This window comes from Streptomyces sp. NPDC041135 (assembly GCF_055592085.1).
The window spans coordinates 234,964-248,454 of record NZ_JBVIYZ010000008.1 but is presented as its reverse complement, the minus strand read 5'-3'; the positions used below and the strand labels follow the sequence as shown (position 1 = coordinate 248,454).

The window sequence follows — 13,491 nt, the reverse complement described above, 5'->3', positions numbered from 1 at the left end:
CGCCGCGCGAGACCGGCTCCCGGCCAGGTGGGCCGGGGCACAGGTGGGTTGCCCGAGCGGCCCAAGGGACCGTCGTGGCAGCGGTGTCACCGTGCGTTCGAATCTCACCGCCTCCGCGCAGGTGACAAGCGTTGCAGGTCAGAAGGGGTGCCCCAGCATTCGGGGCATCCCTTCTGCGTGCACCTTGTCTCACCCCGGTTCGCCGGTATCCCAGCTCTGACCAGGGCGTGCGGCCAACCTGCGGCCAGGAATCATGGCTCTCCGGTCGTGCCGTCCTGCTCCGCGAGACCCTGCTCGATGAGGGCGTTCACCCTGGTCTCCTCGCCATCCAGGACCTTGGCGTAGTAGCGCTGGAGGACGGCGACCAGTACGGGCGGGATGGGCTCCGGGCGGACCGCGCGGTGGGCCCGGTGTTTCGGCTGTCGTTTCTCGTACGGCTTGCCGTCGTCGGTCCAGGCCGAACCCACCTGCGGCCGTGCGCCGGCGGGCATGAGCCGGCCCCAGCCTTCTGCGGGGAGGTCGCATTGGTCGGCGACTGAGCATCGACACCTCTTCCGGGCGCAGCGCCGCGTAATAGACGCACGCAGGCGTGCGAATCGCACTAGCGGCGAAAGGCCGGGTCAGAGGGCCGCGGGAGCGCCTCAGAGGCCGGTCTTGAAAACCGTGGTGGACGCGCGGGCGTACGCCAACCCGTACGCCAACAGCGGCGCACAACCACGGCCGCCGGCTGCCACTCACTCCGCCTGGGAGCAGGCGCCATCCCACCAGGACACGGCCTGAAAAGCGGAAGGTCGCCGGTTCGACCCCGGCCCCAGCCACCCCAGAACACCCCGCCCGGAAACCCTCCGGCGGGGGTGTTCGCGTATGCCGGAAGGTCCCCCCGACTCATTTAAGCCGCGTGCGCCGGTTGGCTGGGGCGGCCGCCCGGGTGGCGGTGGCGCCAGGTGAGGAAGACCGCGCAGGAGACGACCGCCCAGCCCGCCAGGACCAGGAACGGGAAGGCGTGCTGGTGTCCGGCGAAGTACACGGCGGTGTGCTGGGCGTTCACCGAGGCGCCGGGCGGGAGCCAGCGGCCGATGATCCCGAGCGGGGACGGCAGCAGCGGCCAGGAGACGGCGCCGCCGGAGGAGGGGTTGCCGAGCAGGACCATCAGGCCCCAGGTCGGCAGCATGGCCCAGCGTCCGACCAGGGTGTTGAACATCGTGAACACCATGCCGGAGGCGAACATCGTCAGGGCCAGGATCAGCCAGGACTCCACGAACGGCAGGTCCAGCGCCCCCAGCAGCCAGTCCACGACCGCGGCGATGACGAACCCGCCGAGCAGCGAGTAGGCGGCGGTGAACGCGATGCGCTCCAGGGGGTTGAGGGCCCGCGCGTGCACGCTGAGCTGGATGGCGCCGACGAAGCCGATGATGACGGCCGCCAGGGAGATGTAGAAGATCGCCAGCCCCCGCGGATCGCCCCGCTGGAGCGGGTTGAGGTCGCGGATCACCACGGGGGTGCCGGTGGACTCGCCCACCTTCAGCGCGGCCTCCCCGAGCAGCTGCGCGACCGTCGCGCCGGACGCCCCGGACACGTCCAGGGTGATGGTCCCCCCGCCGGGGGGCGCCTCGACCACCGCGAACACCTTCTGCTCGTCCACCGCCCGCACCGCGGCCGCCCGGCTGCCGTACCGCCGCAACCGCAGTGAGGCCTGCAGCGCCTGCTCCATGCCGTCGATGAACCGCCGGCCCGCCGGTCCGTCACCGGCGCCGACGACCGCGGTGGGGATGGTGTGCGGGGTCGGGTTGGCCATGGCGTACGTGTAGGAACCGGCGAAGAGCCCGGCCGCGGCGCCGAGGATCAGCAGCAGCACGGTCGCGGGCAGGAACGGGGACTCCCGGAACGCCGCCCAGCGCTCGGCGCGGGTGGGTGAGCGGCCGTGAGCCCCGTGCGACGTTTCCGACATACACCCCACGCTAGATCATCTCGCCACCGTCCTTCTCGTCGGGACCACCCGTCTCCGGCCCTCCCGGGGCCCCGCGAGCGGCACGCCCGGCGGCCCTGCCCGGCCCCGCCCCGCCGCGGCCGGACAGGCCCGCCGGCAAATCGTTCGCCGGTCGTTCGGCCGAGGTGAGATCCTGGAGGGCGTATGTCTACGCATCCCGCCTCCGCCCTCGGCTCCCTCGCCTCCCGCCTGACCGGACTGTCGCTGCGCGACGGCCACCGGCTGGGCCGCAGGCTCGAGGGCGCGCGCAAGATCCGCAAGCCCGAGGCCCGCGCCGCCGTCATCACCGAGATCGAGGCCGAGGTCGGCAAGGCCGAGGCACGGATGGACGAGCGGCGCGCCCGCCTGCCCGTCGTCAGCTACCCCGAACAGCTCCCGGTCAGCCAGAAGAAGGACGACATCGCGGCCGCCATCCGCGACCACCAGGTCGTGATCGTCGCCGGTGAGACCGGTTCCGGCAAGACCACCCAGATCCCGAAGATCTGCCTGGACCTGGGCCGCGGCGTCCGCGGCATGATCGGGCACACCCAGCCCCGCCGGATCGCCGCCCGCACCGTCGCGGAGCGGGTCGCCGAGGAGCTGGACACGCCGCTGGGCGAGGCCGTCGGCTGGAAGGTGCGGTTCACCGACCAGGTGAACCCGGACGCCACCTTCATCAAGCTGATGACGGACGGCATCCTGCTCGCCGAGATCCAGACCGACCGCGAGCTGCGCGCCTACGACACGATCATCATCGACGAGGCCCACGAGCGGTCCCTGAACATCGACTTCCTGCTCGGCTACCTGGCCCAGCTGCTGCCCAGGCGGCCGGACCTGAAGGTCGTGATCACCTCCGCGACCATCGACCCCGAGCGCTTCTCCCGGCACTTCGGCGACGCGCCGATCGTCGAGGTGAGCGGGCGGACGTACCCGGTGGAGGTGCGCTACCGGCCGCTGCTGGAGGAGGTCCCCGAAGGGGGCGCAGACGCGGCGGACGCCGACCGGGACCAGATCACCGCCATCACCGACGCCGTCGAGGAGCTGATGGCGGAGGGCAAGGGCGACATCCTGGTCTTCCTCTCCGGCGAGCGGGAGATCCGGGACACCGCGGACGCCCTGGAGAAGAAGAAGTACCGGTTCACGGAGGTGCTGCCCCTCTACGCCCGGCTGTCGCACGCCGAGCAGCACCGCGTCTTCCAGCCGCACACCGGGCGCAGGATCGTGCTGGCGACGAACGTCGCCGAGACCTCGCTGACCGTGCCCGGCATCAAGTACGTCATCGACCCCGGCTTCGCCCGCATCTCCCGCTACAGCCACCGCACCAAGGTGCAGCGGCTGCCGATCGAGCCGGTTTCGCAGGCCAGCGCCAACCAGCGCAAGGGCCGCTGCGGCCGGACCAGCGACGGCATCTGCATCCGGCTGTACTCGGAGGACGACTTCCTCGCCCGCCCGGAGTTCACGGACGCCGAGATCCTGCGCACCAACCTGGCGAGCGTCATCCTGCAGATGACCGCGGCCGGCCTCGGCGAGATCGAGAAGTTCCCCTTCATCGACCCGCCGGACCACCGCAACATCCGCGACGGCGTGCAGCTGCTTCAGGAGCTGGGCGCGCTGGACCCCGCCCAGAAGGACGCGCGCAAGCGGCTGACGGAGACCGGGCGCAAACTCGCCCAGCTGCCCGTCGACCCGCGACTGGCCCGGATGGTCCTGGAGGCCGACCGCAACGGCTGTGTCCGCGAGGTCATGGTGATCGCGGCCGCGCTGTCCATCCAGGACCCGCGCGAGCGCCCGGCGGAGAAGCAGGCCCAGGCCGACCAGCAGCACGCCCGCTTCAAGGACGAGACCAGCGACTTCCTCGCCTTCCTCAACCTGTGGCGCTACGTCCGCGAGCAGCAGCGCGAGCGCGGCTCGTCGTCCTTCCGCCGGATGTGCAAGCAGGAGTACCTCAACTTCCTGCGCATCCGCGAATGGCAGGACATCTACAGCCAGCTGCGCACGGTCGCCAAGCAGATGGGCATCCACCTCAACGAGGAGGACGCGCCCGGCGACCGCGTCCACGTGTCCCTGCTGGCCGGTCTGCTGTCCCACATCGGCATGAAGGACGTCAAGGACGGCGCGAAGAACGAGTACCTGGGCGCCCGGAACGCCAAGTTCGCGATCTTCCCGGGCTCGGCCCTCTTCCGGAAGCCGCCGCGTTTCGTGATGTCGGCGGAGCTGGTGGAGACCAGCCGGCTGTGGGCCCGGGTCAACGCGCGGATCGAACCGGAGTGGGTCGAGCCGCTCGCCGGGCACCTGCTCAAGCGGACGTACAGCGAACCGCACTGGGAGAAGGACCAGGCGGCCGTGATGGCGTTCGAGAAGGTGACGCTGTACGGCGTGCCGATCGTCGCCGACCGGAAGGTCAACTACGGCCGGATCGACCCGGAGGTCAGCCGCGAGCTGTTCATCCGCAACGCGCTCGTCGAGGGCGACTGGCGCACGCACCACAAGTTCTTCGCCGACAACCGCCGGCTGCTGAGCGAGGTCGAGGAGCTGGAGCACCGCGCCCGGCGCCGGGACATCGTGGTCGACGACGAGACGCTGTACGAATTCTACGAGCAGCGGGTGCCCGAACACGTCGTCTCCGGTGCCCACTTCGACTCCTGGTGGAAGCACAAGCGGCACGAGCAGCCCGACTTCCTGGACTTCGAGCGGGAGATGCTCATCCGGGAGTCGGCGGAGGCGGTCACCAAGGCCGACTATCCGGACACCTGGCGCCAGGGGCCGCTGAAGTTCCGCGTCACCTACCAGTTCGAGCCGGGCGCGGACGCGGACGGCGTCACCGTGCACGTCCCGCTGCAGGTGCTGAACCAGGTGACGGACGAGGGCTTCGACTGGCAGATCCCGGGCCTCAGGGAAGAGGTCGTCACCGAGCTGATCCGCTCGCTGCCCAAACCGGTCCGCCGCCACTACGTGCCCGCGCCGAACTACGCCAAGGCGTTCCTGGAGCGGGCGGTGCCGCTCCAGGAGCCGCTGACGGTGACGATGGCCCGCGAGCTGAAGCGGATGGTCGGCGTGCCCTTCGACGCGGACGACTTCGACTGGGCGAGGGTTCCCGACCATCTGAAGATCACTTTCCGGATCGTCGACGAGCGCCGCCGCAAACTGGCGGAGGACAAGGACCTTCAGGCGCTGAAGCTGCGCCTGAAGCCGAAGGCCCGCCAGGCGCTCTCGCAGGCCGCCGCGGCCACCGCCGAGCGGCAGGGCGGGGAGTCGGTGGAGCGCTCGGGCCTGACCGACTGGACGATCGGCTCCCTCCCCCGGGTCTTCGAGACCCGCCGGGCCGGGCAGCCGGTGAAGGCCTACCCGGCGCTGGTCGACGACGGACCGGCGGCCGGCACGGTCTCGGTCCGTCTGTTCGACACGGAGGCGGAGCAGGCGGCGGCGATGTGGCGGGGCACCCGGCGGCTCATCCTGCGCAACATCCCGGTGAACGCCGCGAAGTTCGCGTCCGAGAAGCTGACGAACGCCCAGAAGCTCGCCCTGTCCGCCAATCCGCACGGCTCGGTCCAGGCCCTGTTCGACGACTGCGCGACCGCCGCGGCCGACCAGCTGATCAGGGACTTCGGCGGCCCGGCCTGGGACGAGGAGTCGTACCGGAAGCTGTTCGACAAGGTGCGCGCGGACATCGTCGACACGACCGTGCGGACGGTCGGGCAGGTGGAGCAGGTGCTGGCCGCCTGGCAGGCCTGTGAACGGCGGCTGAAGGCCGTGCGCAGCCCCGTGCTGCTGGCCAACCTGGCGGACGTGCGCAAGCAGCTGGACGAGCTGGTGAAGCCCGGGTTCGTGACGTGGGCGGGGATACGCCGGCTGCCGGACCTGATGCGCTACCTGGTGGCGGCGGACCGGCGGCTGCAGCAGATGCCGACCAGCGTGCAGCGGGACACCACCCGGATGCAGAAGGTGCACGAGATGCAGGACGAGTACGCCTGGCTGCTGGAGCAGCTGCCGGCCGGACGGCCGGTGCCCTCCTCGGTGCTGGACATCCGCTGGATGATCGAGGAGCTGCGGGTGAGCTACTTCGCCCACGCGCTGGGCACGGCGTACCCGGTGTCCGACAAGCGGATCGTGAAGGCGATCGACGCGGCCGTGCCGTGACGGGGGCGGCACGGTGGGTGAGTTCGACCAGGGGGCTCACCCTCCTGTACAGTCCTTCTCGCAGCACAGCGCAACACCAAGTGCCGCGAAACCTGGTCCTGTGGAGCAGTTTGGAGTGCTCGCCACCCTGTCAAGGTGGAGGCCGCGGGTTCAAATCCCGTCAGGACCGCAGTGCAGAAGGCCCGCCCTCATCCGAGGCGCGGGCCTTCGTCGTGTCCGGGCCGCCGCCTCGGTCTTGACGGCGTCACATTCCGTCGGTACCCAAGGAACAGGGCTCGTTCCGCTGTGCGGTCCTGGAGGTGGCGGATGGCGGCATCGGTCAGGCACGAGACAGGGGCACTCCTGCGGGCGCATCTGGCGGCCGCCTCGGGCTACCGCCACCACACCGGCCGCTGTCCGGTCTGCCGCCGGCTGCTGCGGCTGGCGATGGACGCCCCTCCCTGCGCCGCTGAGCCCTGGGAGGCCGCCGGAGAGCCGGAGGGGGCCGAGGAGGCGTCAGGGGCGCCCGGGGCCGCAGGAGCCCGGGAGGCGCCGGGCGCGCAGGACGGTGATCCCTCCACCGCGCGGACGGCCGTGACGGACGGCGTGGACGCCGTGGCGGCGGACGGCGCCGAGAACGGAAGCCCGCGGACCGCGTGAGCGCCGCCGAGCCGCACGCCCGCGCACCGCGTCCGGCCGCCGCCGAGTCGCCGCCGGGCTCAACACCCGTCCGTCCGTGGGGTGGTGGAGCGTCCGCTTCCACTAGCGCACATAAGCCAGCGGCAACAAGCGCCCTGGCATGTGACGGGTGTCACCGCATGAGTTTTTGAAACATCGGTACTTACACCTCTCCTACAACCGGTCAATTTAATATGTGCAATTGCACCGGCCTCAAGGAGACCCCACAGCGGAACCGACACGGCCGCCCAGAGTCCGACAGGACTCCGGCCGGGCCGCGCACAAAAAAGATCGCGCTGGACCCGGCGGAGTCCAGCGCGATCCACGACGCACCCTGTTGGCTGCCTGTGACGTTCTCTTGGCTTGGGCGTGGGGCCTGTTGGGGCAGGACCCGCGTCGCTTGGAGCTAGGGGTCCGGGCTCCTCGGCCGATTGGGGGACCAGCCGTTTCGCCCGGTTATTCAGTTGTTCAGGCCTCGCTGCGCTGCTGCGGGATGCCCGCGAGCAGAGCACGGACCTCGGCCTCGCGGTAGCGCCGATGCCCGCCGAGCGTACGGATCGAAGTGAGCTTGCCGGCCTTCGCCCACCGCGTGACCGTCTTCGGGTCCACACGGAACATGGTGGCGACCTCAGCCGGGGTCAGCAGCGGCTCGGCATCAGGGGTGCGAGCGGTCATGAGCGGCCTCCTCGGGAGAACCGAACCTTCTCGGTTCTTTCCTCTAAATTCTGCACCTTGACCCGCGTTGCCCGAAATGGCGGACGCGAGTCGAGTCGGTTATAGGACGAACGGCTTGTCCTCGGCACTACAACTACACCATCTGTCCAGCCGCGTCGGCCAAACCGATGGAATTGCCCTCCCAGGTGTTCATCAGCGACGGAAGCCGATGGACCATGCCATAGCGGACAGTCACGCCACTGTGACGATCAGTCACAGGGCGATCAGGAGGCGTCAGACCAGGCATCAGACCCCCCAAAGCGTGCAATGCTGAGAATCCGCCCACAGTGCAGCACACGTGGACAGAAGGAGCCCTCCCCGGGCTCCTTGTCCTATTTTGGCATGGGGAGGGGGAAGGGACGCAAGGGCCCCGTACGTGCGGTCCGTCACCCTTGCTCCAGCCTTGACACAAACGCCCGGATCGGGGCCAACGTCCCGTCCGTTCGTTTGAAGTGGGCTTGACCGTACGCTGTTCGACGCCGTCTCAGCTGTGACGCGTGTCACTTATGCGGTGCCGGGTGTGCGTCAGTTCGCCGACCGGCGGTCCCGGACCGACCGCCACCGCTCCGCCAGCCGCGCGTACGCCGCGCCCGCCGCCGCCTCGTCGCCCCGGCGCAGCGCGTCGATGCCCTCGGCCACGTCGGCCGCCGAGTGGTCGTCCGCCAGCTCGCCGGCCGGGACGGTGTGCACCAGGCCGCCGTAGTCCAGCTCCACCAGCGAGCGCGGGTGGAACTCCTCCAGCCAGCGGCCCACGTCCAGCAGGCCGTCGATCAGCGGCCCCTCGGCCACCGTGTCCCGCAGCGTGCGCAGCCCCCGGGCCACCCGGCGCCTGGCCTGCACCATCGGCGTGCGGTAGCGCAGCATGGGCGGCACCTCGCGGGTGCCCTCGTCGAACCGGCGCTCCTCGTCGGAGACCAGCACGAACCAGTTCAGCGGGACCTGCCAGGTCGCGGTGCGGATCCAGGGGCGGGCGTCGGGGTTGCGCACGAGCCAGCGCTCGTAGTCCTGGGCGGCCTGGTGGCGCACCAGCGGGGGCAGCACCGCGTCCAGGACGGGCGGCGGAAGCTCCTCGGCGAGGCCGTCCAGGGCCTGCCAGCCGCGCAGCCGGGTGCGCCAGGGGCAGACGCAGACCACCCCGTCGGCCTCCAGCACGAAGGCGTCGGCACTCTCGTGCACCGGCACCGCCACCGGCGGGGTGGGCAGCAAGTCGGCCAGCGAGCGGCGCAGTTCGTCCTGGTAGGAGGGGCGCTCGGGGCGGCGGGCGTACCGGGCCCAGTGCTCGCGCTCCGCCTCCGGGAAGGCGGCCAGCGGCTCGTACACGCGCAGATACGCGGCGTAGGGGACGACCACCGAGGACACCTTGGGCACGCCTGCTCACTCCCCCTCCGACCCGCCTCGAAACACCTGCGAATCGTGCCACGCGGATGCGTGCGCGCGCGGCCCCGGAGAGTGATCCTGAACACTGCGCGGATGGTGTGTGGGCGCAGGCTCTACGCTCATCCCACGGCACCCGCCACCCGCACGGGAGCTGGTCTTTCGACCGCCGCACATACCGAGGAGTCACCACCGTGACCGACGTAACCGGCGCACCCGCTGAGGTCCTGCACACCCTGTTCCACTCGGATCAGGGGGGCCACGAGCAGGTCGTGCTCTGCCAGGACCGCGCAAGCGGCCTCAAGGCCGTGATCGCCATCCACTCCACCGCCCTGGGCCCGGCCCTCGGCGGTACGCGCTTCTACCCGTACGCGACCGAGGCGGAGGCCGTCGCCGACGCCCTCAACCTGGCGCGCGGGATGTCGTACAAGAACGCCATGGCCGGCCTGGACCACGGCGGCGGCAAGGCCGTGATCATCGGAGACCCCGAGCGCGACAAGAGCGAGGAGCTGCTGCTCGCCTACGGGCGCATGGTGGCCTCGCTCGGCGGCCGGTACGTCACCGCCTGCGACGTCGGCACGTACGTCGCCGACATGGACGTCGTGGCCCGCGAGTGCCGCTGGACGACCGGGCGCTCCCCGGAGAACGGCGGCGCCGGCGACTCCTCCGTGCTCACCGCCTTCAGCGTCTACCAGGGCATGCGCGCCTCCGCCCAGCACCTGTGGGGCGACCCCTCGCTGCGCGGCCGCAAGGTCGGTGTCGCGGGCGTCGGCAAGGTGGGCCACCACCTGGTGCGCCACCTGCGGGACGAGGGCGCCGAGGTCGTGATCACGGACGTGCGCCCGGAGTCCGTGCTGCGCGTCCTGGAGCAGTACCCCGAGGGCGTCACGGCCGTCACCGACACCGAGGCGCTGATCCGCGTCGAGGGCCTGGACATCTACGCGCCCTGCGCGCTCGGCGGCGCCCTGAACGACGACACCGTGCCGGTGCTGACGGCCCGGGTGGTGTGCGGCGCGGCCAACAACCAGCTCGCCCACCCGGGTGTGGAGAAGGACCTCGCCGACCGCGGGATCCTCTACGCGCCGGACTACGTGGTGAACGCCGGCGGTGTCATCCAGGTCGCCGACGAGCTGCACGGCTTCGACTTCGAGCGGTGCCGGGCGAAGGCCGCGAAGATCTTCGACACCACGCTGGCCATATTCGCACGTGCGAAGCAGGACGGGATTCCGCCGGCCGCGGCGGCCGACCGGATCGCCGAGCAGCGGATGGCGGAGGAGCGGGCCGGGAGCGTGGTGGCCCGCTGATCCGGGCCGGCCCGGGGGTCCGATCGCGCGCCCGATCGCACAAGTGAGCGGTACCCGTCGGCGGGAACTTAGAGAGAACTCTCACTTCCACCGGCGGGTCGTACCCCGATAAGTGGTTAAAATCGCCACTGACCAGCGAGGACAGGGCACCTCGAGGGTCCTGTGCACACGCGCGTGCTGCGGGCGACGTACCGTATGGGCGCGGGCTCAGGTACCGTGGAAGCCCTACGGACCGGCCTCTCTGCGGAGGGTCCGTTCCGGATCATGAACGCGTGTCAGACTCTGGGGCCGTCGAGCCCCGTCACCGAGGGGGTCGAGCCATGGGGCGCGGCCGGGCCAAGGCCAAGCAGACAAAGGTCGCCCGCCAGCTGAAGTACAACAGCGGTGGGACTGACCTGTCACGTCTGGCCAGTGAACTGGGCGCATCGACTTCGAGCCAGCCGCCGAACGGCGAGCCGTTCGAGGACGATGAGCATGATGAGGACGATCTTTACTCTCGGTACGCCGACCTCTATGGGGACGACGACGAGGACGAGGATCAAGGTCCTTCACAACACCGTCGCGGCGCTTGACCTTGTACTGAGCACTCACCCGGTCGGTGGCACTGCCACCGACCGGGTTCTGTGCTGTCCGCAGATCCGGACAGCGCCGTGATCAGTGCGCGTAGGTCCCGACCAGCTCGGCGCCGGTCTCCTGGTCGCCGCGCGCGGTGACCTCGCCCGCGACCCATGCCTCGACCCCGCGGTCGGCCAGCGTGGACAGGGCCGCCTCGGTGGACTCCGCCGGGACGACGGCGATCATGCCGACGCCCATGTTGAGGGTCTTCTCCAGCTCCAGGCGCTCCACGTCGCCGGTCGTGCCGACCAGGTCGAAGATCGCGCCCGGGGTCCAGGTGGCCCGGTCGACGCGCGCGTGCAGGCCGTCCGGGATCACCCGGGCCAGGTTGGCGGCGAGCCCGCCGCCGGTGACGTGGCTGAACGCGTGCACGTCGGTGGTGCGGGTCAGCGCCAGGCAGTCCAGCGAGTAGATCTTCGTGGGCTCCAGCAGCTCCTCGCCGAGGGTGCGGCCGCAGTCCGCCAGGTGCGTGTCGAGCGACAGGCCCGCGCGCTCCAGCAGCACGTGGCGGACCAGGGAGTACCCGTTCGAGTGAAGCCCGGAGGACGCCATGGCGATCACCGCGTCACCCGTACGGATACGATCCGCGCCCAGCAGCCGGTCGGCCTCCACGACGCCCGTGCCGGCGCCCGCGACGTCGAAGTCGTCCGCGCCCAGCAGGCCGGGGTGCTCGGCGGTCTCACCGCCCACCAGGGCGCAGCCGGCCAGCACGCAGCCCTCCGCGATGCCCTTGACGATGGCGGCGACCCGCTCGGGGTGCACCTTGCCGACGCAGATGTAGTCGGTCATGAACAGCGGCTCGGCACCGCACACCACGATGTCGTCCATGACCATGGCGACCAGGTCGTGACCGATGGTGTCGTAGACGCCCAGCTGCCGGGCGATGTCGACCTTGGTGCCGACGCCGTCGGTGGCGGAGGCGAGCAGGGGGCGCTCGTAGCGCTTGAGGGCGGAGGCGTCGAAGAGGCCGGCGAATCCGCCGATGCCGCCGAGGACCTCGGGGCGGCGGGTCTTCTTCACCCACTCCTTCATCAGCTCGACGGCGCGGTCGCCCGCCTCGATGTCGACTCCGGCAGCCGCGTAGGAAGCACCGGTGGAAGGGCCCGTCGTCGAGGACGACCGATCTGACACAGCAGACATTGCCTGGGATCTTTCGGGTTGGTTGCTACGGGGCTTACGGGCGACGGATCGCGTCGGACGCAGCCGTGGCCGCCGGACCGGCCGCCAGCTCGGTCTCCAGGAGCTGCTTGCCGAGCAGCTCCGGGTCCGGCAGCTCCATCGGGTACTCGCCGTCGAAGCAGGCGCGGCAGAGGTTCGGCTTGGCGATGGTGGTCGCCTCGATCATGCCGTCGAGGGAGATGTAGGCCAGGGAGTCGGCGCCGAGGGACGTACCGATCTCGTCGATCGTCATGCCGTTGGCGATCAGCTCGGCGCGGGTGGCGAAGTCGATGCCGAAGAAGCAGGGCCACTTCACGGGCGGGGAGGAGATGCGGATGTGCACCTCGGCGGCGCCCGCCTCGCGCAGCATCCGGACCAGGGCCCGCTGGGTGTTGCCGCGCACGATGGAGTCGTCGACGACGACCAGGCGCTTGCCCTTGATGACTTCCTTCAGCGGGTTCAGCTTCAGGCGGATGCCCAGCTGCCGGATGGTCTGCGAGGGCTGGATGAAGGTCCGCCCCACATACGCGTTCTTCACCAGGCCGGCGCCGAAGGGGATGCCGCTGGCCTCGGCGTAGCCGATGGCGGCCGGGGTGCCGGATTCCGGCGTCGCTATGACCAGATCGGCCTCGGCCGGGGCCTCCTTGGCGAGACGGCGGCCCATCTCGACGCGGGAGAGGTAGACGTTCCGGCCGGCGATGTCGGTGTCCGGGCGGGCCAGGTAGACGTACTCGAAGACACAGCCCTTGGGCTTCGCTTCCGCGAATCGCGAGGTGCGCAGGCCGTTCTCGTCGATCGCCACGAACTCGCCGGGCTCGATCTCCCGGACGTAGCTGGCGCCGCAGATGTCCAGGGCGGCGGACTCGGAGGCCACCACCCAGCCGCGCTCCAGGCGGCCCAGGACCAGCGGGCGGATGCCCTGCGGGTCACGGGCGGCGTAGAGGGTGTGCTCGTCCATGAAGACGAGGGAGAACGCGCCGCGCACCTTCGGCAGGACCGCGTGCGCGGCCTCCTCGATGGTCAGCGGCTTGCCGTCCTCGTCGACCTGGGCGGCCAGCAGGGCCGTCAGCAGGTCGGTGTCGTTGGTGGCCGCCACCCGGGTCGAGCGGCCGTTGGTGTCCTTGGGCAGGTCGGCGACCATCTCGGAGAGCTGCGCCGTGTTGACCAGGTTGCCGTTGTGACCGAGCGCGATGGAGCCGTGCGCGGTGGCACGGAACGTCGGCTGGGCGTTCTCCCACACGGAGGCACCGGTGGTCGAGTAGCGGGCGTGTCCGACCGCGATGTGGCCCTGGAGCGAACCTAGAGAGGTCTCGTCGAAGACCTGGGAGACCAGGCCCATGTCCTTGAAGACGAGGATCTGGGAGCCGTTGCTGACCGCGATTCCCGCGGATTCCTGGCCCCGGTGCTGGAGGGCGTAGAGCCCGAAGTACGTGAGCTTTGCGACCTCTTCGCCCGGAGCCCAGACACCGAAGACGCCACAAGCGTCCTGGGGGCCTTTCTCACCGGGGAGCAGATCGTGATTGAGTCGACCGTCACCACGTGGCACACCACCGAGTGTAGGCGAGG

Annotated in this window: 10 protein-coding genes and 1 tRNA gene; 5 read left to right on the top strand and 6 right to left on the bottom strand. The window is 70.5% G+C overall.

The features are described 5' to 3' along the window. Window positions 1-251 precede the first annotated feature (251 nt). Entirely contained in the window at window positions 252-491 is a 240-nt protein-coding gene (locus tag ACZ6CZ_RS20975) for a hypothetical protein (RefSeq protein WP_469023166.1), read from the bottom strand. Window positions 492-889: 398 nt separating this feature from the next. Continuing rightward, a complete protein-coding gene (locus ACZ6CZ_RS20970) occupies window positions 890-1,948 on the bottom strand; it encodes an ABC transporter permease (protein ID WP_469023163.1) in 1,059 nt (352 codons plus the stop codon). A gap of 183 nt (window positions 1,949-2,131) precedes the next feature. On the opposite strand from ACZ6CZ_RS20970, the gene hrpA reads away from it, so the two are divergent. The 3 genes from hrpA (at window position 2,132) to ACZ6CZ_RS20955 (ending at window position 6,742) form a co-directional block, all read left to right on the top strand. Next, window positions 2,132-6,103: an ATP-dependent RNA helicase HrpA gene (gene hrpA, locus ACZ6CZ_RS20965; protein ID WP_469023160.1), complete on the top strand. Its 3,972-nt coding sequence runs from the start codon at window positions 2,132-2,134 to the stop codon at window positions 6,101-6,103. A gap of 94 nt (window positions 6,104-6,197) precedes the next feature. After that, window positions 6,198-6,272 (top strand) — tRNA-Asp (locus ACZ6CZ_RS20960). 137 nt (window positions 6,273-6,409) lie between these two features. After that, window positions 6,410-6,742, top strand: coding sequence for a DUF6274 family protein (locus ACZ6CZ_RS20955; protein ID WP_469023158.1), 333 nt, complete (start codon window positions 6,410-6,412; stop codon window positions 6,740-6,742). Window positions 6,743-7,228: 486 nt separating this feature from the next. On the opposite strand, the gene bldC is transcribed toward ACZ6CZ_RS20955, so the two are convergent. Together bldC and ACZ6CZ_RS20945 are read right to left on the bottom strand one after the other, a co-directional pair. After that, window positions 7,229-7,435: a developmental transcriptional regulator BldC gene (bldC, locus tag ACZ6CZ_RS20950; protein WP_003949541.1), complete on the bottom strand. Its 207-nt coding sequence runs from the start codon at window positions 7,433-7,435 to the stop codon at window positions 7,229-7,231. A 564-nt stretch (window positions 7,436-7,999) separates the two neighbouring features. Then, entirely contained in the window at window positions 8,000-8,842 is an 843-nt protein-coding gene (locus tag ACZ6CZ_RS20945) for a DUF8083 family protein (protein WP_469023155.1), read from the bottom strand. Between the two features lie 200 nt (window positions 8,843-9,042). Here ACZ6CZ_RS20945 and ACZ6CZ_RS20940 point away from each other — a divergent pair, with 200 nt between their 5' ends. Together ACZ6CZ_RS20940 and ACZ6CZ_RS20935 are read left to right on the top strand one after the other, a co-directional pair. Continuing rightward, window positions 9,043-10,152, top strand: a complete 1,110-nt coding sequence (locus ACZ6CZ_RS20940; RefSeq protein ID WP_469023151.1) for a Leu/Phe/Val dehydrogenase — start codon at window positions 9,043-9,045, stop codon at window positions 10,150-10,152. Window positions 10,153-10,472: 320 nt separating this feature from the next. Further along, window positions 10,473-10,724: a DUF3073 domain-containing protein gene (locus tag ACZ6CZ_RS20935; RefSeq protein ID WP_469023148.1), complete on the top strand. Its 252-nt coding sequence runs from the start codon at window positions 10,473-10,475 to the stop codon at window positions 10,722-10,724. Window positions 10,725-10,806: 82 nt separating this feature from the next. Here ACZ6CZ_RS20935 and purM read toward each other — a convergent pair whose 3' ends face one another. Then, window positions 10,807-11,907, bottom strand: a complete 1,101-nt coding sequence (gene purM / locus ACZ6CZ_RS20930) for a phosphoribosylformylglycinamidine cyclo-ligase (protein ID WP_469023145.1) — start codon at window positions 11,905-11,907, stop codon at window positions 10,807-10,809. Window positions 11,908-11,941: 34 nt separating this feature from the next. Then, window positions 11,942-13,471: an amidophosphoribosyltransferase gene (gene purF, locus ACZ6CZ_RS20925; protein ID WP_469023142.1), complete on the bottom strand. Its 1,530-nt coding sequence runs from the start codon at window positions 13,469-13,471 to the stop codon at window positions 11,942-11,944. Window positions 13,472-13,491: the final 20 nt, after the last annotated feature.

Excerpts from the sequence above, each read along its gene's own strand:
- ACZ6CZ_RS20975 (WP_469023166.1), bottom strand. The coding sequence starts at position 491 with ATGCCCGCCGGCGCACGGCCGCAGGTGGGTTCGGCCTGGACCGACGAC.
- ACZ6CZ_RS20970 (WP_469023163.1), bottom strand. The coding sequence starts at position 1,948 with ATGTCGGAAACGTCGCACGGGGCTCACGGCCGCTCACCCACCCGCGCC.
- hrpA (WP_469023160.1), top strand. The coding sequence starts at position 2,132 with ATGTCTACGCATCCCGCCTCCGCCCTCGGCTCCCTCGCCTCCCGCCTG.
- ACZ6CZ_RS20955 (WP_469023158.1), top strand. The coding sequence starts at position 6,410 with ATGGCGGCATCGGTCAGGCACGAGACAGGGGCACTCCTGCGGGCGCAT.
- bldC (WP_003949541.1), bottom strand. The coding sequence starts at position 7,435 with ATGACCGCTCGCACCCCTGATGCCGAGCCGCTGCTGACCCCGGCTGAG.
- ACZ6CZ_RS20935 (WP_469023148.1), top strand. The coding sequence starts at position 10,473 with ATGGGGCGCGGCCGGGCCAAGGCCAAGCAGACAAAGGTCGCCCGCCAG.
- purM (WP_469023145.1), bottom strand. The coding sequence starts at position 11,907 with ATGTCTGCTGTGTCAGATCGGTCGTCCTCGACGACGGGCCCTTCCACC.